This is a genomic window from Gilliamella apis (assembly GCF_002142155.1).
In the GTDB taxonomy this organism is placed as follows: domain Bacteria; phylum Pseudomonadota; class Gammaproteobacteria; order Enterobacterales; family Orbaceae; genus Gilliamella; species Gilliamella apis.
In genome coordinates, this window is record NZ_NASD01000001.1 from 227,239 (window position 1) to 248,383 (window position 21,145).

A 21,145-nucleotide genomic window follows, 5' to 3' on the forward strand; every position below is an offset into this window, starting at 1 on the left:
TGTAATGTTGAATTTATATGTCCTTATCTTTCGTATTAGCACAAAAAAATTGGTGTGTAGGTGATATTGAAGGTAATACTCAGAAAATCATTGAATTGATGCAAAGCCATTCATCTCATGATCTTATTATTTTCTCTGAACTTGCAATTTGTGGTTATCCTCCAGAAGATTTAATTTATCGTGATGACTTTAAAAATCGTTGCCAACAAGCGTTATCGGCCATCAAACAAGCTAGTAAACAATGTGGAGTAATTGTTGGTCATCCTCATTGGCAAGATGGTTTGATATATAACTCATTGTCACTATTTCTCGATGGACAGCAATTAGCGTGTTATCACAAACAGCAATTACCTAATTATGATGTATTTGATGAAAAACGTTATTTTACTGCTGGTGAGCAAACTTGTGTGGTCGATTTTAAAGGTAAAAAAGTTGGCTTATTAATCTGTGAAGATCTTTGGCAATGTGAACCCATTGATCGAATTGCAGCAAACTGTGCCGATTTGGTTATTTCGATCAATGCTTCACCGTATGCCTATGAAAAACCTCATTATCGTCAAGAACTTATTAAAAAACATGCAATAAGAATCGGATTACCAATTGTTTACTTGAATCAAATTGGTGGCCAAGATGAGCTTGTTTTTGATGGTGGTTCATTTGTCTGTAATGAAAAAGGTGATATCGTCCAGCGATTAAATTCATTTGAAGAGCAAATTTCTGTTTTTCAGCTCAATGATAATCATAAACCAATACCTAGCCTTAATGGCGATCCATTAGCGGCTGTTTATGATGCGTTAGTACTTGCAACGCGTGATTATATTACTAAAAATGGTTTTGAAGGTGCGGTATTAGGGTTATCAGGTGGTATTGATTCAGCGTTAACTTTAGCTATTGCCGTTGATGCATTAGGTAAAGATAAAGTACAGGCTGTTATGATGCCATTTCGCTATACAGCTGATATTAGTATCGCTGATGCAAAAGAAGAGGCGGAAATATTGGGGGTTGAGTTTGATATTATTTCAATTGAACCGATGTTTGATTCCTTCATGAGCTCTTTAACACCGATGTTTTTAGGTACGGAAAAAGATACTACCGAAGAAAACCTACAAGCACGTTGTCGAGGTGTTATTTTAATGGCTTTGTCAAATAAACGTCGTAGACTCGTACTAACAACAGGTAATAAAAGTGAAATGTCTGTAGGATATGCAACACTTTATGGCGATATGGCCGGTGGATTTGATGTACTTAAAGATGTTCCTAAAACTATGGTATTTGCATTGTCTAAATATCGAAATAGTCGCTCTTATGTTATTCCAGAACGCGTTATTACTCGTCCTCCATCGGCTGAACTTGCTCCAGATCAAAAAGATGAAGACAGCTTACCACCTTATGATATTTTAGATGGAATATTAAAGGGTTATGTAGAACAGGATTTTTCGATTGAACAACTAGTTGCACAAGGTTATGATGAAGTAACAATAAGACGTGTTATTAAATTAGTTGATATTAACGAATATAAAAGGCGACAATCAGCAGTAGGTCCGAAAATTACTGCACGTAACTTTGGTAAAGGCAGACGCTATCCAATTACTTCTGCTTTTGGATTTAAGAATTGGTAATCTCGAATTAAGGGTAAATAGAGATATGAAAAAAATTGAAGCAATTATCAAACCTTTTAAATTAGATGATATTCGAGAAGCACTTGCTGATCAAGGTATTACAGGTATGACAGTGACTGAAGTGAAAGGTTTTGGTCGTCAAAAAGGACATACTGAACTTTATCGTGGTGCAGAATATATGGTCGATTTTTTACCAAAAGTAAAAATAGAACTTGTGGTACCCGATGATATTTTAGAAACCTGTATTGAAACTATTATGAAAACAGCGCAAACAGGTAAAATTGGTGATGGTAAAATATTCGTTTATAACGTTGAGCAGGTGATCCGTATTCGCACTGGCGAAATGGATGAGTCGGCTATTTAATTAGCATCATATCTGCATAAATATCAGGGCGTTCTTGCTTAATTAGATTATTAGTAATAACGCCTTGAATTGAACAAATCAGAAGGTGCATATTATCGCCTTTTTCAAGTAATAATAACTTTTCAGTTGTATTAGGTGCAGGAATTGTTTTTACACCAACAACAGAGCCGGTATTTTTATGCCAAACTTGAATATCGTCATTAATGCTTCGAATTTTTGGATTAGCAATATATAGCAGGTTATCTTCCATATTTTTCCATTCTAAAAAATCTAAGCTATCACGGATCTGGTTTATATCATTTTCGATAATAAAACCCCAAAAATAATATTTCCCCATTTTTTTTAAATCCATAGCACTATCATAGTAACCAATTAGCTTAAGATTTTTATATATGATTGGACTTTGAAAATAGACGAAGTTTTTTGTCGTATCACTACGGTTTTCAACAGGAATATAAGCTTGATTTTGATTAAAAATTTTGACGTTAGTGTGATCTTTTAGCTCATCTTTGTGTTCATATACATGTTTAAAAAAATCAGGATTACAAGATGTTAATGCATCAATCAAAGCTAATTTATCGGCTGATGCGGTTGATGCAAAAAACATAAACAGTAATATAAAAACGTTTTTAAACATGTTGATTCATCTTGAAAAAAATATCTACCATTAAATTAACTACTATTGATTGTATAATTATTACAACATAATAACAATGTAAAAACAGCTTTTCTTTTTTAAAGAAATATTAAGATATGCTGTAAATTTGAACAATTAAAGAAGCCATAATTTCTTAGAACAAAAAAATATAATTAATCAAGCATAAATATTATTAATGTTCATTTATGGAAGGTAGATCTCATATTTATCAATTTATAATAAATAATCATTTAAATATCAAGGTAATTGCTATAGTTTAGCATAAAAAGAGCTCACTAAAATTACTTAAACGAGTAAGTTAAAAAGGAACTTATTATGCGTAGAAAATTAGCGGAAAAAATAAAACAAGAGTTTTCTGGCTTTAAAGACGTTTCGATAAGATCGTTTTTTGGCGGATTTAGTCTTAATAGTGAGTCAACTATGTTCGGGTGGGTTGATCAAAAAAATATTTATTTAAGAGCTCATCCTAATTATCGATCACTTTTTATTGAACTAGGAATGCAACCTCTTAATTTGGTTTTTGATGGTTCAAATAAATTACTTGATTATTATAAAGTCGGTGACAACCTACTGACAGACCGTAAGCAGTTATATGATATTGTGAAAATAGTCATTGAGCATGCTAAACAAGATCAAAGCGAAAAATTAGCAAAAACTCAAAATCGTTTAAAAGCGTTACCTAATATGACAGTATCCTTAGAAAAACTAATGATAAGTGTTGATATTACCGATATTCAGAGTTTTAAAAGAATGGGTTACTTGGAAACTTATTATCGAATTAAACATAAGAATCCGAAACTATCACTTAATATTTTATTTGGATTATATGGCGCATTATCTGGCCAACATGTAGCATTATTATCTCAAGATTTGAAAAAAGAAATAGAGTTAGCTTATCAGGAGTTTTTGCAAACCAAGCAAAACGTCGATTAATTGTCGGTTTATCCTTTAAGTTAAATACCATCATTAAATTTATTGGTTTAATGATGGTATTAAATTAATTCGTTAGTTATTAGCTTATTATGACGGCTTTCTACGAGTTGTTCTTTTGAAAGGTCTTGGCGTAGGTAGATCGGTGAGTAATGCTTGAGGATCATATTGACTAACCGGAATAGCGTGATCAATTGCTTTTTCAATAGCTGGTAGGTTTTGAGAGTAACGTTCACAAGCTAATGAAATTGAATAACCTTCAGCGCCAGCACGGCCGGTACGACCAATTCGATGTCGATAATCATCACAATCATCAGGTAAATCATAATTAAAAACGTGGGTTACATTTGGAATATGTAAACCTCGTGCCGCGACGTCTGTTGCGACTAATATATCAAGATCACCTTGAGTGAATTTATCAAGAATAGATAAACGTTTTTTTTGTGCTATATCACCTGTCAATAAGCCGACACGATGACCATCAGCCACTAAATGGCGCCAAATTTTCTCACAAGCAACTTTAGTATTTGCAAATATAATACAGCGGTCAGGCCATTCTTCTTCAATTAAAGTTTGTAGTAAAGCTAATTTATCCTCATTTGATGGGAAAAATAGTTCTTCTTTAATCCTATGACCAATTTTTTGTTCTGGTTCAACTTCAATATATTGTGGTTCATTCATATATTCAAAAGCAAGTTCACGAACATTATGGGTTAAAGTTGCTGAAAATAACATAGTGAGGCGTTTTTTAGGTGATGTCATATGTTTAAATATCCAACGAATATCACGGATAAAACCTAAATCAAACATACGATCTGCTTCATCAAGAACGGCGACCTGAATTGCCTCTAAGTTAATATAATCTTGTTTTGCATAATCAATTAGTCGACCAGTGGTAGCAATTAATATATCAACACCAGAAGACAACATTTTTAATTGTTTATCATAACCATCACCACCATAAGCTAATCCTAATTTAATACCAGTTTCTTCTGAAAGAGGTAGCGCATCATGATAAATTTGTACTACTAATTCACGCGTTGGCGCAATAATGATAGCTCGTGGTTGATTCGGCTTATGATCGCCTAATGGATCATTATTCAATAAATGATTAAATGTTGAAGCCAAAAACGCAATCGTTTTACCCGTACCAGTTTGTCCTTGTCCTGCAATGTCAATTCCTTTTGAGGTTAATGGTAATGTTTGTTCTTGAATTGGGGTGCAATAAACGAAACCTTTTTTCTCCAATGCTTTTATAACTAATGGATGCAGGGGAAATTGATTGAAAGTTGTTTTTGTAAGATATGATTGAATCATTATTGTTTAAAATATAATTATCAGAATTTGGCAATTGTAACATACTAAATACAACAACTTCACTAATAATTATATCCTATTATAATAATTACTAGCAGTAGATATGAAAATATCCTAATATAATTTCAGATAAATTCCTTAGGAGATAATTAAATGAGTCATAGCATTGTTTCACTTTCTGAAGCTACATTTGATAAAACAATTAATGAATCAACAAAGCCTGTATTAGTTGATTTTTGGGCTGAATGGTGTGGACCTTGTAAAATGGTTGCCCCTATTTTAGAGGAAATCGCTCAAGAATATGGTGATAAAATTATTATTGCTAAATTAAACGTAGAACAAAATCCGAGTATAGCACCAAAATTTGGTATTCGTGGTATTCCAACATTGTTAATTTTTAAAAATGGTGAAGTAGTTGCTACTCAAGTAGGTGCCTTATCAAAAGCACAACTTAAAGCATTTATCGACCCACAACTTTAATTTGTCCAATGAATATTAGTAATAAGCGTTTATAATGACGCTTATTATTTTTATTTCTATAAAATATAATCAAAAATATAGACATCCCTATAATTTTAGTGTAAATTGCTTGAAATCTTACAGAAACCCCTTTCAGCAATCCATTGTTTTTCTTGATAAAGTGGTGTAAATTCAATATCCAATCGCGTAATTATCATCAAAAGCTAAGTAATAATTAACTTTACACATTGCTAGAAAGAGAAATTTTTATAAGTAAATGAAAGAAATATACAACAAAAGCAGTAATTGCAAACATATCAATTTTATCCTCAAGAATTTTTAAAACTATGAATTTAACTGAATTAAAAAACACTTCTGTCGCCGAGCTTGTAGCTCTTGGTGAGAAAAAAATGGGGCTTGAAAATCTAGCCCGTCTTAGAAAACAAGATATTATCTTTGCAATCTTAAAACAGCACGCTAAAAGTGGTGAAGATATTTTTGGCGACGGTGTTCTCGAGATTTTGCAAGATGGCTTTGGCTTTTTGCGTTCTGCTGATAGTTCTTATTTAGCAGGGCCTGATGATATATATGTTTCACCAAGTCAAATTAGGCGCTTTAATTTACGAACAGGTGATACTATAGCCGGTAAAATTAGACCGCCAAAAGAAGGTGAGCGTTATTTTGCTTTATTAAAAGTAAATGAAGTTAACCACGATAAACCCGAAGACGCTCGCAATAAGATCCTTTTTGAAAACTTAACTCCTCTACACCCTAACTCTCGCTTACGTATGGAACGAGGCAATGGCTCAACCGAAGATATTACCGCAAGAGTACTTGATTTAGCCTCTCCAATTGGTAAAGGTCAACGTGGTTTGATTGTTGCGCCACCTAAAGCGGGTAAAACTATGTTACTGCAAAACATTGCGCAAAGTTTAGCGGTTAATCATCCTGAGTGTGAATTAGTTGTTTTAATGATCGATGAGCGACCAGAAGAAGTGACTGAAATGCAACGTCTAGTTAAAGGTGAAGTTGTTGCTTCTACGTTTGATGAACCAGCGGCAAGACATGTTCAAGTCGCCGAAATGGTAATTGAACGTGCAAAACGTTTGGTCGAGCACAAAAAAGATGTGATTATTTTATTAGACTCAATTACTCGTTTAGCGCGTGCATACAATACTGTTATCCCATCATCAGGCAAAGTATTAACAGGTGGTGTTGATGCTAATGCCTTACATCGTCCTAAGCGCTTTTTTGGTGCAGCTCGTAATGTGGAAGAAGGTGGTAGTTTAACAATTATAGCGACTGCTCTAATTGATACCGGTTCTAAAATGGATGAAGTTATTTACGAAGAGTTTAAAGGTACTGGTAATATGGAAGTACATTTATCGCGTAAAATTGCTGAACGTCGCGTATTTCCTGCTATTGACTTTAACCGTTCAGGTACTCGTAAAGAAGATTTAATGACTTCTCCTGACGAATTACAAAAAATGTGGATTTTACGTAAAATTCTCAATCCAATGGGCGAAATTGATGCAATGGAATTCTTAATCGACAAACTTGCCATGACTAAAACTAATGACGAGTTTTTTGAAATGATGAAACGCTCATAATTTGTTTTGTTTAAAGCAAGTTAATTAAAGTTATGAAAAAAAGCCGTATTAAGTATTGATACGGCTTTTTTTATGGCAGAATGTAATCTAATTGTGACGAAATAATTGTGTTAACGCAGTAATATCAAACCTTGTAAGGTTATAAAGATTAAATCAAGTAAAGGAGCCAAATTATGTCTAAACAACAAATCGGTGTCATCGGAATGGCGGTTATGGGGCGAAATCTAGCACTGAATATCGAAAGTCGTGGATTTTCAGTATCAATTTACAATCGCTCTAGAGATAAAACAGAAGAGGTTATAGCAGAACATTCTGATAAACGATTGGTTCCTTATTATTCTATTGAAGATTTTGTTAATTCTTTGGAAAAACCTCGTCGTATCCTAATTATGGTACAAGCAGGTAAAGGTACCGATGCAGTTATAGATGAACTCAGACCCTTATTAGATAAAGGTGATATTATTATTGATGGTGGTAATGCTTATTTTGAGGATACAATCCGTCGTAATAAAATGTTATCAGATGAAGGCTTTAATTTTATCGGAACAGGTGTTTCAGGAGGTGAGGAAGGTGCATTAAAAGGACCATCGATTATGCCTGGCGGTCAAAAAGAAGCTTATGAACTTGTTGCACCAATTTTAGAAAAAATTGCTGCAAAAGCGAATGGGGAACCTTGCGTAGCTTATATAGGCCCTGATGGAGCCGGACATTATGTCAAAATGGCTCACAACGGCATTGAATATGGTGATATGCAATTAATCGCTGAAAGCTATAGTGTATTAAAACATGTAGGTGGATTAACTAATGATGAACTTTCTGACGTTTTTTCTGATTGGAATAAAGGCGAGTTAGATAGTTATTTAACCGAAATTACGGCAGATATTTTTAAATATAAAGATGAAAATGGCGATTATTTGGTTGATAAGATTCTGGATGCAGCAGGTAATAAAGGTACTGGCAAATGGACAAGCCAAAGTGCATTAGATTTAGGCGAACCATTATCTTTAATTACTGAATCGGTATTTGCACGTTATATTTCAGCGATTAAGGATCAACGTGTTGCTGCTTCAAAAGTACTAAAAGGCCCTAGTAAAGAGGCATTTACAGGAGATAAGCAAGTATTAATTGAAAAAGTTCGTAAAGCGCTTTATATGGGGAAAATTATCTCTTATGCACAAGGGTTTGCGCAATTAAAAGCTGCATCAGAACATTATAATTGGCAACTAAATTATGGTGAAATCGCTAAGATTTTTAGAGCAGGTTGTATTATTCGGGCACAATTTTTACAAAAAATTACTGATGCTTATAATGAAAATAATAATATTGATAACTTACTTTTAGCGCCATATTTTTCTAAAACCGTTGAAGCCTATCAACAATCATTGCGTGATGTAATTTGTTTAGCTGTTTCGCATGGTATCGCTGTTCCTACACTGTCGGCTGCAATCGCATATTATGATAGTTATCGTTCAGCAGTATTACCGGCTAATTTGATTCAAGCTCAACGAGATTATTTTGGTGCGCATACTTATAAACGAATCGATAAAGAAGGTGTATTCCATACTGATTGGTTAAATATTGAATCTTAATTCTGATTAATATCTATACTTGTTCTTATATAAGAGTGCAAAATTAATTTGCACTCTAACAAAATTTATTCACCTTTTATATCCTATTTATCCACATTTTTTTAATGCTATTCACCGGAAGACTTGTGATTATTGGCGTTTGCCTTGTCAAGTAAATTATTTTTTTTTAAAACTAGAAAAACACAATATATGGTGTATAATTCAAGCATATTTACTACATATAGTGTTTTCTAAAGCGATGTGAAAATCCGAGTTTATATCAAAATGCCTCATATTTTAATAAAAAATCAATAGTTTTGAATAAATCCATTAACTATTAAGGTCGATAAAAACTCACGCTAAGCGCTAACTATTAATGAATATTGAGGAGTATATATGCCCGTAGTAATCAAACGTGACGGTTGTCAGACTGCATTTAATGAGACTCGTATTAAGGATGCTATTATAAGAGCAGCTGTTGCGGCTAATGTTAATGATCCAGATTATTGTGCAGCGGTGGCTCGCGTAGTGACCAATCAAATGATGGATCGTGAAAGTGTCGATATTAATGAAATTCAAAATGTTGTTGAAAATCAACTAATGTCAGGCCCTTATAAAAAATTAGCGAGAACCTATATTGAATATCGACATGATCGTGACCGTGCTCGTGAAGAGCGTAGCCGTTTAAATCAAGATATTCGTGGGCTAATAGAACAAAGTAATGTCGCTATTTTGAACGAAAATGCGAATAAAGATAGTAAAGTCATTCCTACTCAACGCGATTTATTAGCAGGTATTGTTGCTCGACATTATGCGAAACAATATTTATTACCAAAGGATATTTCGCGCGCGCATGATAGTGGTGAAATACATTATCATGACCTTGATTATGCGCCATTTTTCCCAATGTTTAACTGTATGTTAATTGATTTAGATGGCATGTTAACTAATGGCTTTAAAATGGGTAATGCTGAAATTGAACCGCCAAAATCTATTGCAACAGCAACAGCAGTAACAGCTCAAATTATTGCGCAAGTTGCTAGTCATATTTATGGTGGTACCACCATAAATCGTATTGATGAAATTTTAGCAAAATTTGTCACTATTAGTTATCAAAAACATAAGCAAGTTGCTGAGGAATGGAATATCCCAAATCCAGAGGCTTATGCAGAAAGTCGTACCCAAAAAGAGTGTTATGATGCATTTCAATCTTTAGAATATGAAGTAAATACTTTACATACTGCTAATGGACAAACTCCATTTGTTACATTTGGGTTTGGTTTAGGAACAAGTTGGGAATCACGGTTAATTCAAGAATCAATTTTAAAAGTGCGTATAAAAGGGTTAGGTAAAAATCATAAAACGGCGGTATTCCCTAAATTAGTGTTTGCCATTAAAGATGGTATTAATCACAAACAAGGTGATGCTAATTATGATATTAAACAGTTAGCATTAGAGTGTGCAAGTAAACGTATGTATCCAGATATTTTAAATTACGATAAAGTCGTTGAAGTAACTGGATCATTTAAAACACCAATGGGATGCCGTAGCTTTTTAGGTGTTTATGAAGAAGACGGTCAACAAATTCATGATGGCCGGAATAATTTAGGTGTCATTAGTCTTAACTTACCTCGTATCGCCATTGAAGCTAAAGGTGATGAAGCTCGTTTCTGGGAAATTTTAGACAAACGTTTAACACTTTGTAAAAAGGCATTGATGACTCGTATTGCTCGTCTTGATGGTGTGAAAGCTCGTGTTGCTCCGATTTTATATATGGAAGGTGCTTGTGGTGTTCGCTTAAAAGAAGATGACAGTGTTTCTGAAATCTTCAAAAATGGCCGTGCATCAATCTCTTTAGGTTATATTGGTCTGCATGAAACTTTAAATGCACTTTATGGTAACCAAACTCATCCATTCGATAGCGAAACCTTACGTAATAAAGGTGTAGCAATTGTTGAACATTTAGCTAAAGCGGTTGAGCAATGGAAAAAAGAGACTGGTTATGGATTTAGTTTATATAGTACACCGAGTGAAAACTTATGTGACCGATTCTGCCGTTTAGATACTTCTGAATTTGGTATTATTCCTGGAGTAACAGATAAAGGTTACTATACTAATAGTTTCCACCTTGATGTTGAGAAAAAAGTAAATCCATATGAAAAAATCGAATTTGAAAAACCTTATCCAGCAGTAGCAAGCGGTGGTTTTATTTGTTATGGCGAATACCCTAACATGATTAATAATGTTAAAGCATTAGAAGATGTGTGGGACTACAGCTATACGCGTGTACCTTATTATGGTACCAATACGCCAATTGACGAATGTTATGAATGTGGTTATACCGGTGAATTTTCATGTACTAGCAAAGGTTTTGTTTGTCCTAGCTGTGGTAATCATGATTCAGCTAAAGTTTCTGTTACTCGTCGTGTTTGTGGATATTTAGGTAGTCCGGATGCTCGTCCATTTAATGCGGGTAAACAAGAAGAAGTCAAACGCCGAGTTAAACATTTAGATAATGGGCAAATAGGCTAATAAATTATTTTATCATTATGAATTATCATCGTTATTATCCTGTTGATGTTGTTAATGGCGAAGGGACTCGTTGTGCACTTTTTGTTGCCGGCTGTGTACACCAATGTCCTGGCTGTTATAACAAAAGCACATGGGGAATAAACTCTGGTAAGCCATTTACACAATCACTTGAAGATCAAATTATTAAAGATTTACAAGATACTGAAATAAAACGCCAAGGATTATCGCTTTCTGGTGGTGATCCTTTGCACCCACAAAATGTCCCTGCCATTTTAAAACTGGTAAAACGAGTAAAAAATGAGTGTGATAATAAAGATATTTGGTTATGGACAGGCTATAAGCTTGATGAATTAACCGATGCTCAACAAGCTGTAGTTCCCTATATAGATGTTTTGATTGATGGAAAATTTGTGCAAGAACTGGCTGATCCCAAACTTTTATGGCGAGGCAGTAGTAATCAAATTATCCATCGATTTAAGTAAAATTATTGTGATTTATGCAAATTTAACAGATAAGAAATTGCTTCTCGATAATTGATTTCAAGGTTTTCACTACTTGATGATGTAATATGTAAGTCAGTAATCTTGCCATTATCAATCCCATAAACCCAACCATGTAAATTAACTTTTTTGCCTCTTTGCCATGCGGATTGAATAACGGTTGAATGTCCTAGATTATAAACTTGTTCAATAACGTTAAGCTCACATAAAATATCTAAACGAATATCGGCAGGAAACTCGCCGATTAAAGAACTATAACGGAACCATAAGTCGCGAATATGTAGTAACCAATTGTTAATTAGACCTAGATCGGGGTTTTCGACTGCAGCTTTAATTCCACCACAACCTAAGTGTCCACAAATGATAATATCTTCTATCTCAAGTACATCAACGGCATATTGCACAACAGATAAACAGTTAAGATCGGTATGGATAACCAAATTACCAACATTACGGTGAACAAATAATTCTCCGGGTTTTAATTTAATCAATTTTTCAGCTGGTACTCGACTATCAGAACAGCCAATCCATAAAAATTTTGGGTTTTGAGCAATGGCAAGCTGTTTAAAAAAATCAGGATCTTCTTGTTCTATTTTTTCTGACCATTCGTGATTAAAGCGAATAAGATCGCTAACATCAAACATAATGTCTATTCCTTGTTATATTCATTGTTAGAAACATTTGCTAATTTTTGTATTAACTAAATTGTTTTTATATGCTGAATTTTACTTTTCATTATTAACTTTCGCCATATTGGCGTAGTAAGAATTTTAGCTTTAATAATTTTGCTATATAGTTTAAAGCGTAAAGGCATTGTTTTTTGATAATAATGTTTATTAGGTTTTGCTACGCCACTATTTAATATTTTGCTAAGAATTTCTGCGCTATCAAGAGCATAACTGATACCCTCTAGTGAGCTAGCACTAATAAAGCCCGCAGCTTCACCAATTAAAAAGATATTTTCATTACCAGTATAAAAATCTCGGAATCGATTTGGATAAACAACAAGACACTTTTCGGTTTTTAATGGTTCGCCAAAAATAAAACCTTGTTGAGCTAATTTTTCTTTTAATAACTCGAAATGTTGATTGGCTGTCTTTTTAGGGAAGGCGCCACCAAAAATGAAATGTTTATTCTTGGAGATGCTCCATGCATAACAATTTGTGGTTTTATTATCAAAAATACAAGAATAAAAAGGAATTTTATGGTTGTCTTTAAACCATTGTTGGATAGCAACATATTGTCTAATGGAATGATTAGGATAGCGCATACGTCTCACAACTGAATTTGCGCCATCAGCTCCAACTACGTATCTAGCGGTAATCTTATGTTCAATTTTACTTTCATCAATATAAGTGACTTGATATCCATCAATGACTCTTCTGATTTCTTTGCATAGCGTATTATGTAACACATTAACACTATTTGGTATAAGCGACTTTAACCATAGGTCGAATTTATGTCGATCAAAACTGACATAACTGCGTTGATAATTACGGATCAGTTTAGTTTGCAGATCGATGGTTTTTACGCTGAAAATTTGCGGATCAGTTAATATATCCAATGGTAAATTTAGCTTTTGTCTTACAAACGCTTTCTGTGCATCATTAGCCAATAAGCCACCACATGGTTTGTGAAAACCTTCATCACCAGCTTGATGTTTTTTATCTAATGCAATGATCTTAAAAGATGGGCTAAGTAACCGAGCGAGCGTGCTACCAGCAGGTCCAAGTCCAATGATGGCAATATCGTAATCCATATTCTTGTGTTGTCTATTTTATTTGGTTGAAAGTTGACCATTTTACCACATTCGATAAAAAGGCAGTTAATAGTAAAATCGAAGATTTATTCGATTTTACTAAAAAATTTTGAGGAAAGGGGTTTTTTAGTCGATTTTAATTAATTGTGATCAGTTAATTTGCTACCGTCTGTAAAAATTCCTTATTTAATTCATCAAATGGTAAAGTTCGACTAATCACAACTAAGCGAGATATTTTTTCGGAAGCTTGTTGCCATGGAGAACCGTAATCAAAACCGACAATTTTATGGACTCCTTGAACAATGAGCCTTTGGTTATTGTCTTTAATTGCAAGTATTCCTTTATAGCGGAGCATATCATTGCCATATTTTTCAACTAGATTTTCCATAAATGAGCCAATCTTTTTAAGATCAAGCTCTCCAGCTTCAAAAAGATAGGAACAGATATCATCATTCCAGGATGAGGTTTGATATGGAATTGTTTTAAAATTAGTTTCTAACTGTTTGGATGGATTAACAATAAAAAAACCTTTATTAAGAACTAATTCCTCATCTAAATCAAAAGCATGGATATCTAACCATTGTGATTTGGCAATTTTACCATTAATCGCTTGATAGATAGTTGCTTTACTATTAATTTTTTGAAGGCGATTTAGAATTTCAATTTGTTGTTGTTCGGTGATGCAGTCGGTTTTAGATACAATAATACGATCGGCAAAACCAATTTGAGAAACGGCAACTCGATGTTCATTTAAATGTTGCAAAATATGTTGAGAATCAACAATCGTAATAATTGCATCAAGTCTAATGGTTTCTCTAATTAGCTCATCAATAAAAAAAGTTTGAATAATAGGTGCCGGGTCGGCAAGCCCAGTGGTTTCAATAATAAGTCTATCAAATTGCAATTTACCAGCTTGTCTTTCTGCGTGCAATTGATGGAGTGCTTTGGTCAATTCACCTTGCACAGTACAACAAATGCAACCATTGGTCATTTCAACAATTTGAATATCATGATTTGGTGTAAGTAAGTTGCTATCAAGATTTACTGGACCAAATTCATTTTCAATAATCATTATTTTTTCATTGTGATTATTTTCAAGCAGGTAATTGATGAGTGTTGTTTTTCCTGAGCCGAGAAAACCAGTTAATAAGGTAACTGGTAACAAGGAAGTACTAATATCTTGTGTCATAAACTATTCCTTTCTATTTAACAACACTTAAAGCCACCTTTACCACTATAACGAGCATCTTGTCGTTCTTTAAAAAACTCCTCATAAGTCATAGGTGTTTGTTCTGGATGAGTTAGTTTCATATGTTGTACATACGTATCGTAATCGGGAATCCCAACCATTAGTTTGGCTGCTTGACCTAAATATTTTCCAGCTTTAGCGATTGAGTCAAACATATTTATCTCTTTTATTAAACAAAGCAGTTAAAATTATTTTATTTTTAAACAGTTGATATTTTCAAAGATATCAATCTCACTATAAATGTCGATGTGAAGTGAGTCAATCTCTGATTAATAATAATTTTAATCTAATTTATTAAATAAAATTTAGGAAAAATAAAAGAGGTATATCAAATAATTGAAATTGTGTTGGGTTGTTTTAGTGAAGATAAATTAGTCATTATATTTTGGTAAAATTCATTTATCTATTGATAAATAACTTCTATAATAACGGCCATTTAAAATGAATAAGAGTTAACAATGGAAAAGTTTCACGTTACTGGCCCTACTTCTTTAAATGGGGAAGTTGTCATTTCTGGCGCTAAAAATGCTGCGCTACCTATTTTATTTGCTGCAATTTTGGCTGAAAAACCAGTTGAGTTGCAAAATGTTCCCAAATTAAAAGATATTGATACAACACTTGAATTGCTTGCGCAATTAGGCGTGAAATACCAACGTAACGGTTCTATTCATCTTGATGCTGGCCAAATTGACAATTATTGTGCGCCTTATGAACTTGTCAAAACCATGCGTGCATCAATTTGGGCTTTAGGTCCACTGGTTGCTCGATTTGGACAAGGGCAAGTTTCATTACCGGGTGGATGTGCTATAGGTGCAAGACCTGTAGATTTGCATATTACAGGTTTACAACAGTTAGGTGCGACAATCACTTTAGATGAAGGATATGTTAAAGCATCAGTTAATGGTCGTTTAAAAGGTGCTCACATTGTTATGGATAAGGTGAGTGTTGGAGCGACAGTAACAATTATGTGCGCAGCAACCTTAGCTGAAGGTAAAACTATAATAGAAAATGCAGCTTGTGAGCCTGAAATTGTTGATACTGCAAAATTCTTAAATATGCTAGGAGCTAAAATTACCGGTGTTGGCACGATGCGTATTGAAATTGAAGGTGTTACTAGTCTGGGTGGTGGCGTACACGAGGTTGTTTCTGATCGTATTGAAACAGGAACATTTTTGGTTGCAGCTGCTATTTCAAGAGGTAAAATAACTTGTCGTAAAACTGATCCAAATTTATTAGATGCTGTGCTATCAAAATTGAAGGAAGCTGGTGCTAATATTGAAACAGGTGAAGATTGGATTTGTTTAGATATGCAAGGCAAACGAGCAAAAGCTGTAAATATTCATACTGCACCACATCCAGGGTTCCCAACGGATATGCAAGCCCAGTTTTCATTATTAAATATGGTGGCAGAAGGAACTGGAATCATCAAAGAAACGATTTTTGAAAATCGCTTTATGCATGTGCCAGAACTTATTCGTATGGGGGCACATGGCGAAATCGAAGGTAATACATTAATTACTCATGGTGTCGAAAAACTTAGTGGTACTCAAGTTATGGCGACTGATTTACGAGCTTCAGCAAGTTTAGTTTTAGCCGGATGTATCGCTGAAGGTTCGACAGTTGTTGATCGTATTTACCATATTGATCGTGGTTATGATAATATTGAAGAGAAGCTTAGAAAATTGGGCGCTAATATTGAACGATTCAAATAGTTTTAATTTTTGACGCTGTTTAAACACAGCTATTAGATAAAAAGGAGTGTAATATGACAAAGCAAGCATTAGTATTTTTATCGAATGGCTGTGAGGAAACCGAAGCTGTTACAACTATTGATCTATTAACTCGAGCCGGAATAAATGTTACTTACGCTAGTATCACAGAAGATAGACAAGTTGAATGTTCTCGTGGAGTAACAATCTTAGCCCAAAAAGTATTTTCAGAAGTTAATAATGTTGATTTTGATGTAATTATTTTACCTGGTGGATTAAAAGGAGCGGAAAACTTTCGCGACTCCCAACAATTAATTGAAACATTAAAACAAGCACATCAAGCTGGCAATATAATTGCTGCTATTTGTGCATCTCCGGCAATGGTTCTGCAACATCATAATTTATTTCCAGATGCATATATGACCGGTTATCCCGAAACGAGAGATGCTTTTAAACATTGGAAATCGGATAGAGCTTATTTTGATGCTCAATATAAACTTATCACCAGTCAAGGTCCTGGAACGTCTATTGATTTTGCATTGAAAATTATTGAAATTCTATTAGACAAAAAGGCTGCAGCTCAAGTTGCCGCTCAATTGGTTCTACCACAAGGGATAGCATCCTACCAATAAATAGGTAACAAATGTCAAAATCACATTTGTACGAAAAGTTAATTAAAAGGGCAACACTAAGTGCTGTTTTAATTTCTGTTTTCCTAATTATTATAAAATTACTTACCTGCTGGTTTACTGGCTCGATGAGTTTATTTGCCTCTCTTTTAGATTCGAGTATTGATTTATTGGCATCTGGACTTAACTTTTTCTTAGTTCGTTATGCATTAAAACCGGCTGATGATGATCATACTTTTGGTCACGGAAAAGCCGAATCGTTGGCTGCATTAGCACAAAGCACCTTTATTATTGGTTCTGCAACTATTTTGTTAATTTCAAGTATTAAATCTATTATTCATCCTGAAGCAATAGCCTCACCGTTATTAGGTATTGCCGTATCTGTGATTTCAGTTATTGTGACAGGCGTATTAGTTCTATATCAAAAATATGTAATAAAACAGACTAAAAGTAAAGCAATTGAAGCTGATATGTTGCACTATTCTTCTGATATGTTTATGAATATTGCGGTTATTGTAGCTCTATTTTTAAGTTGGTATGGTATTACTTATGCTGACGCATGTTTTGCCTTTTTTATTGCGTTATATATTTTTTATAATGCTTATAAAATAGCCTATAGTGCAATTCAAGACTTGTTAGATAAAGCTTTGTCAGAAAGTGATAACCAAAAAATTTGTGAAATTGTTCGTTCATACTCAAATGTACATGGTTTTCATGATTTGAAAACTCGACAAGCTGGTCCGTTAAAATTTATACAGTTACATCTTGAATTAGACGATGATATGCCTTTAATCAAAGCACATGCAGTCGCCGATGCGATTGAGAAACATATTGCTCAAGAATTTGCGCCTGCAACTGTGATTATTCATCAAGATCCTATTTCTGTTGTTCCCTTAGAAATGAATAAGTAGAGAAACTAATCAAAATAGCTTCTAAACTTTTATTGTTAGTTAATTATTATGACCTTATAATAACCGAAGGTTTATATATTGGAGTTATTTTGTATGATAAAAAAAATAGGTATTTTAACCAGTGGTGGTGATGCGCCAGGGATGAATGCAGCTATTCGAGGTGTTGTGAGAACAGCCTTAACTGAAGGATTAGATGTTTTTGGCATTTATGATGGTTATTTAGGTCTGTGTGAAGATCGAATCGTTCAGTTAGATCGTTCTAGCGTTTCAGATATTATTACTCGTGGCGGTACATTCTTAGGATCAGCTAGATTTCCTGAATTTAAAGACCAAGAAGTTAGAAAAAAAGCGATCGCTAATTTAAAGAAACATCAAATCGATGCATTAGTTGTAATTGGCGGTGATGGTTCTTATATGGGGGCGATGCGTTTAACTGAAGAAGGTTTTCCTTGTATTGGTTTACCTGGCACCATTGATAACGATATTCGTGGAACTGACTATACTATTGGTTATTTTACTGCTTTAGGCACCGCTGTAGAATCTATCGATAGATTAAGAGACACCTGTTCTTCGCATCATCGAATCTCTGTGATTGAAATCATGGGCCGAGATTGTGGTGATTTGACAATAAATGCAGCAGTTGCTGGTGGGTGTGAGTTTATGATTATCCCTGAAGTTTCTTATACTAAAGAAGACTTAATTGAAGAGATAAAATTAGGTTTTGCTAAAGGTAAAAAACATGCGATAGTTACTGTGACTGAAAATATGTGTGATGTTAACCAATTAGCAGCAGATATTGAAGCGGCTGTTCATCATGAAACTCGAGCAACAGTTTTAGGACATGTACAACGTGGTGGCTCTCCAGTGCCTTATGACCGAATTTTAGGTTCACGCATGGGTGCTTATGCTGTTGAATTACTTATTAAAGGTCATGCAGGCCGTAGTGTCGGTATTCAAAATGGTAAGCTAGTCCATCATGATATTATTGATGCGATTAATAATATGAAAAGACCATTTGACATGGATCTTTATAACACTGCAAAACGTTTATTCTAAAAATTGCTCTATTAATAATCGAATAATAAGATGTGAATAATTGATAAGGCTAAGCTTTTAAATAAATATATCAATTATTCACATTATTGATTTTATAAAGATTGTTTACTCAATAAATATTCAAAGTATTCTTCTGCTCATATTTAATCAATTTCCATACAAATTTGAGGTTTTTATGACACTACAATATAAGCAAGATAATGACCGTTTTTATGTTTGTAATGATAATAATCAAGAAATAGCAGAAATGACATTTACTCGAATTGGGCATGATAAGGCAACGATTAATCATACATTTACTGATCCTGCTTATCGAGGTCACGGTATTGCAGATAAGTTGCTTGAACTTGTTGTGAAAACATTACAACAAGAAAAGCGTGAAATTATACCTTTATGTTCGTTTGCTAAAAATAAATTAAATAACTAAATAAAGTCTATTTTATATATAGACCTCTTGTAATTTTCTCCAGCTTTTGTCAAGAAATATTTTATTGTTTTTCTATAATAATCCTAGTTTTTCTTAGCAGATTTTGTGCTAATGTATGCTAAATTTTCTTTGTTATATTTTGCTTATTAAAATGACAACAGTCAAACCCCAAAAAATCCATTCTATTCATGTATTGCGTGGCGTAGCTATCATCATGATCGTCTTTAGTCATTGCTTAGGCGTATTTAAAAATAGCAATTTAATTGCTAATAGTTATTTATTTTCTTTTTTGAATTTATTTGCTTTTAACTTCACCACCTTTTTTGTACTAATTGCGGGTTTTTTATTTCAACATTTGACCTACAAATATAAAGTAAGAGAATATTATTTATCTAAATTCAAAACGGTAGTATGTCCATATATATCGGTATCGATCTTCTGTTTTCTCTATTTTCACTATCAGTCTTTATCCAGTTTACCTTTTTTTTCATTTGCTGAACCGAGTGCGGTTGGTTCTATTATTAAAATGATGTTGACAGGAACGCAATTGTTACCATTGTGGTTTATGCCGATGATTATCATGATTTTTGCAATCAGTCCTTTATTATATTCGTGGTCTCAAAAAAGTCTGATTATTATTGGTTTGATTTCAATGTTCTGGATAGTTATGTTTACTAAACCTGATTATACAAAACCGTTATTAAATTTGTTGCATTATGGACCGGTTTATTTAACCGGTATGATGATAAAACAGAATTATGAAAAAATTATGCAACTAGTTAAAGATAATCTATTGTTAGTGATTTTCTTTTTTGGTTTATGTTTTTGTATCCCATTTGCTTATCGTTATGTTGACCATTTAGGTGTTGAAAAACTTTATTATGATACATTACAAAAAATTATTTTGTTTATTTTAGCGCTTTACTTTTTCGATGGTTTAAATCGTAAGAATGAACATGGAAGAACATATAAGTTTTTTTCATATATGGCTAATATCAGTTTTCCTATTTACTTTCTTCATGAAATTATCGTATTACTTTTGGAACAACAAGTGGTTAATTCACCAATAGCGGATGTTATTAAAACCGATAACGGGCAATTAGCTTCACTTGGTGCAATTAGCTTTTTAATAACTACATTAACGATAAGTATCATTATTGCAAATCTAATAAAGTTAATATTTAAAGATAAAGCAAAATATTTAATTGGTGGTAATCGTTAAAATAAAATTGTTATTAGAGGAAAAAGATAGATATTTTTATTTTTTGGATGTTGAAAAGTGTGATTTATAGCAACATATTGTTTTTTTTATGTTTATAATGCTGGTTGGATATATATTGCAAATATACCAATATGAGTGTTGAACAAATAAAAGACAAACAGAATCGTAATTACTATTTTTCACTTGCCAAAAAAAAAGAAGTGCCTATAATGCGCATCCACTGACACGGCGTCAGCGACAAGCAGACAAAGGTCGTGTTAGTGAGCAAGGTCAAAAATTTTAAAAAAAGATCTTGACGAATAAAAAGGTGTAGCGTAGTATACGCAGCCCTTGAGACAGCAAACTGAAACAAGCAATTGTGAAGTAAATTAAAACGCTGTCAGCTCTTTAAAAAGAAGAAACAGACAATCTGTGTGGGCACTTGCGAGACGAAAAATTAAAAGTCTACGGACTCAAAAAAATTAAGTCTTGATAAGTGACACTGAAGATTCATTTGAATTATGTCAGAGACAGTTATTGAGCATCAAACTTTAAATTGAAGAGTTTGATCATGGCTCAGATTGAACGCTGGCGGCAGGCTTAACACATGCAAGTCGAACGGTAACATGAGTGCTTGCACTTGATGA

Annotated in this window: 20 protein-coding genes and 1 rRNA gene; 15 read left to right on the forward strand and 6 right to left on the reverse strand. The window is 33.5% G+C overall.

Going from position 1 to position 21,145, the window contains the following annotated elements:
• Positions 1–11: 11 nt before the first annotated feature.
• Together B6C84_RS01155 and glnB are read left to right on the forward strand one after the other, a co-directional pair.
• Entirely contained in the window at positions 12–1,619 is a 1,608-nt protein-coding gene (locus B6C84_RS01155) for an NAD+ synthase (protein ID WP_086353778.1), read from the forward strand.
• Between the two features lie 25 nt (positions 1,620–1,644).
• Positions 1,645–1,983, forward strand: coding sequence for a nitrogen regulatory protein P-II (gene glnB, locus B6C84_RS01160; RefSeq protein WP_065577823.1), 339 nt, complete (start codon positions 1,645–1,647; stop codon positions 1,981–1,983).
• On the opposite strand, the gene B6C84_RS01165 is transcribed toward glnB, so the two are convergent.
• Positions 1,976–2,620 (reverse strand): hypothetical protein, encoded by a 645-nt coding sequence (locus B6C84_RS01165; RefSeq protein ID WP_086353779.1) that lies wholly within the window; start codon positions 2,618–2,620, stop codon positions 1,976–1,978. The genes glnB and B6C84_RS01165 overlap by 8 nt on opposite strands.
• A gap of 336 nt (positions 2,621–2,956) precedes the next feature.
• Here B6C84_RS01165 and B6C84_RS01170 point away from each other — a divergent pair, with 336 nt between their 5' ends.
• Entirely contained in the window at positions 2,957–3,574 is a 618-nt protein-coding gene (locus B6C84_RS01170; protein ID WP_086321230.1) for a TfoX/Sxy family DNA transformation protein, read from the forward strand.
• An 87-nt stretch (positions 3,575–3,661) separates the two neighbouring features.
• Here the strand turns inward: B6C84_RS01170 and rhlB are convergent, their stop codons facing one another.
• On the reverse strand, positions 3,662–4,888 hold the full coding sequence (gene rhlB, locus B6C84_RS01175) for an ATP-dependent RNA helicase RhlB (protein ID WP_065577821.1): 1,227 nt from the start codon (positions 4,886–4,888) through the stop codon (positions 3,662–3,664).
• A 153-nt stretch (positions 4,889–5,041) separates the two neighbouring features.
• Between rhlB and trxA the strand changes: the two genes are divergently transcribed.
• From trxA to nrdG, 5 genes are all read left to right on the forward strand, one after another.
• Entirely contained in the window at positions 5,042–5,368 is a 327-nt protein-coding gene (gene trxA / locus B6C84_RS01180; RefSeq protein ID WP_034904061.1) for a thioredoxin TrxA, read from the forward strand.
• Positions 5,369–5,694: 326 nt separating this feature from the next.
• Positions 5,695–6,957: a transcription termination factor Rho gene (gene rho, locus B6C84_RS01185; protein WP_065577819.1), complete on the forward strand. Its 1,263-nt coding sequence runs from the start codon at positions 5,695–5,697 to the stop codon at positions 6,955–6,957.
• Between the two features lie 173 nt (positions 6,958–7,130).
• Positions 7,131–8,546 (forward strand): NADP-dependent phosphogluconate dehydrogenase, encoded by a 1,416-nt coding sequence (gndA, locus tag B6C84_RS01190; protein ID WP_065651298.1) that lies wholly within the window; start codon positions 7,131–7,133, stop codon positions 8,544–8,546.
• Positions 8,547–8,921: 375 nt separating this feature from the next.
• Complete coding sequence (gene nrdD / locus B6C84_RS01195; RefSeq protein ID WP_065577817.1) at positions 8,922–11,057, forward strand: anaerobic ribonucleoside-triphosphate reductase; 2,136 nt, start codon at positions 8,922–8,924, stop codon at positions 11,055–11,057.
• Positions 11,058–11,074: 17 nt separating this feature from the next.
• Positions 11,075–11,539 (forward strand): anaerobic ribonucleoside-triphosphate reductase-activating protein, encoded by a 465-nt coding sequence (gene nrdG, locus B6C84_RS01200; RefSeq protein WP_065577816.1) that lies wholly within the window; start codon positions 11,075–11,077, stop codon positions 11,537–11,539.
• Between the two features lie 2 nt (positions 11,540–11,541).
• Here the strand turns inward: nrdG and can are convergent, their stop codons facing one another.
• The 4 genes from can to B6C84_RS01220 form a co-directional block, all read right to left on the reverse strand.
• Positions 11,542–12,201: a carbonate dehydratase gene (can, locus tag B6C84_RS01205; protein WP_065577815.1), complete on the reverse strand. Its 660-nt coding sequence runs from the start codon at positions 12,199–12,201 to the stop codon at positions 11,542–11,544.
• A gap of 56 nt (positions 12,202–12,257) precedes the next feature.
• Positions 12,258–13,316, reverse strand: coding sequence for an FAD-binding protein (locus B6C84_RS01210; RefSeq protein WP_086353780.1), 1,059 nt, complete (start codon positions 13,314–13,316; stop codon positions 12,258–12,260).
• Between the two features lie 154 nt (positions 13,317–13,470).
• On the reverse strand, positions 13,471–14,505 hold the full coding sequence (locus B6C84_RS01215) for a CobW family GTP-binding protein (RefSeq protein ID WP_086353781.1): 1,035 nt from the start codon (positions 14,503–14,505) through the stop codon (positions 13,471–13,473).
• Between the two features lie 17 nt (positions 14,506–14,522).
• Complete coding sequence (locus B6C84_RS01220) at positions 14,523–14,720, reverse strand: YbdD/YjiX family protein (protein ID WP_034883017.1); 198 nt, start codon at positions 14,718–14,720, stop codon at positions 14,523–14,525.
• Positions 14,721–15,023: 303 nt separating this feature from the next.
• On the opposite strand from B6C84_RS01220, the gene murA reads away from it, so the two are divergent.
• From murA to B6C84_RS01255, 7 genes are all read left to right on the forward strand, one after another.
• Positions 15,024–16,277: a UDP-N-acetylglucosamine 1-carboxyvinyltransferase gene (murA, locus tag B6C84_RS01225; protein ID WP_086353782.1), complete on the forward strand. Its 1,254-nt coding sequence runs from the start codon at positions 15,024–15,026 to the stop codon at positions 16,275–16,277.
• A 53-nt stretch (positions 16,278–16,330) separates the two neighbouring features.
• On the forward strand, positions 16,331–16,906 hold the full coding sequence (locus tag B6C84_RS01230; RefSeq protein ID WP_086353783.1) for a DJ-1 family glyoxalase III: 576 nt from the start codon (positions 16,331–16,333) through the stop codon (positions 16,904–16,906).
• An 11-nt stretch (positions 16,907–16,917) separates the two neighbouring features.
• Positions 16,918–17,814 (forward strand): cation diffusion facilitator family transporter, encoded by an 897-nt coding sequence (locus tag B6C84_RS01235; RefSeq protein WP_065614658.1) that lies wholly within the window; start codon positions 16,918–16,920, stop codon positions 17,812–17,814.
• A gap of 93 nt (positions 17,815–17,907) precedes the next feature.
• A complete protein-coding gene (gene pfkA / locus B6C84_RS01240; RefSeq protein ID WP_065577808.1) occupies positions 17,908–18,870 on the forward strand; it encodes a 6-phosphofructokinase in 963 nt (320 codons plus the stop codon).
• A gap of 175 nt (positions 18,871–19,045) precedes the next feature.
• Positions 19,046–19,297, forward strand: coding sequence for a GNAT family N-acetyltransferase (locus tag B6C84_RS01245; protein WP_065577807.1), 252 nt, complete (start codon positions 19,046–19,048; stop codon positions 19,295–19,297).
• Positions 19,298–19,448: 151 nt separating this feature from the next.
• A complete protein-coding gene (locus B6C84_RS01250; protein WP_165754942.1) occupies positions 19,449–20,519 on the forward strand; it encodes an acyltransferase family protein in 1,071 nt (356 codons plus the stop codon).
• 532 nt (positions 20,520–21,051) lie between these two features.
• A 16S ribosomal RNA gene (locus B6C84_RS01255) occupies positions 21,052–21,145 on the forward strand; the annotation flags it as partial.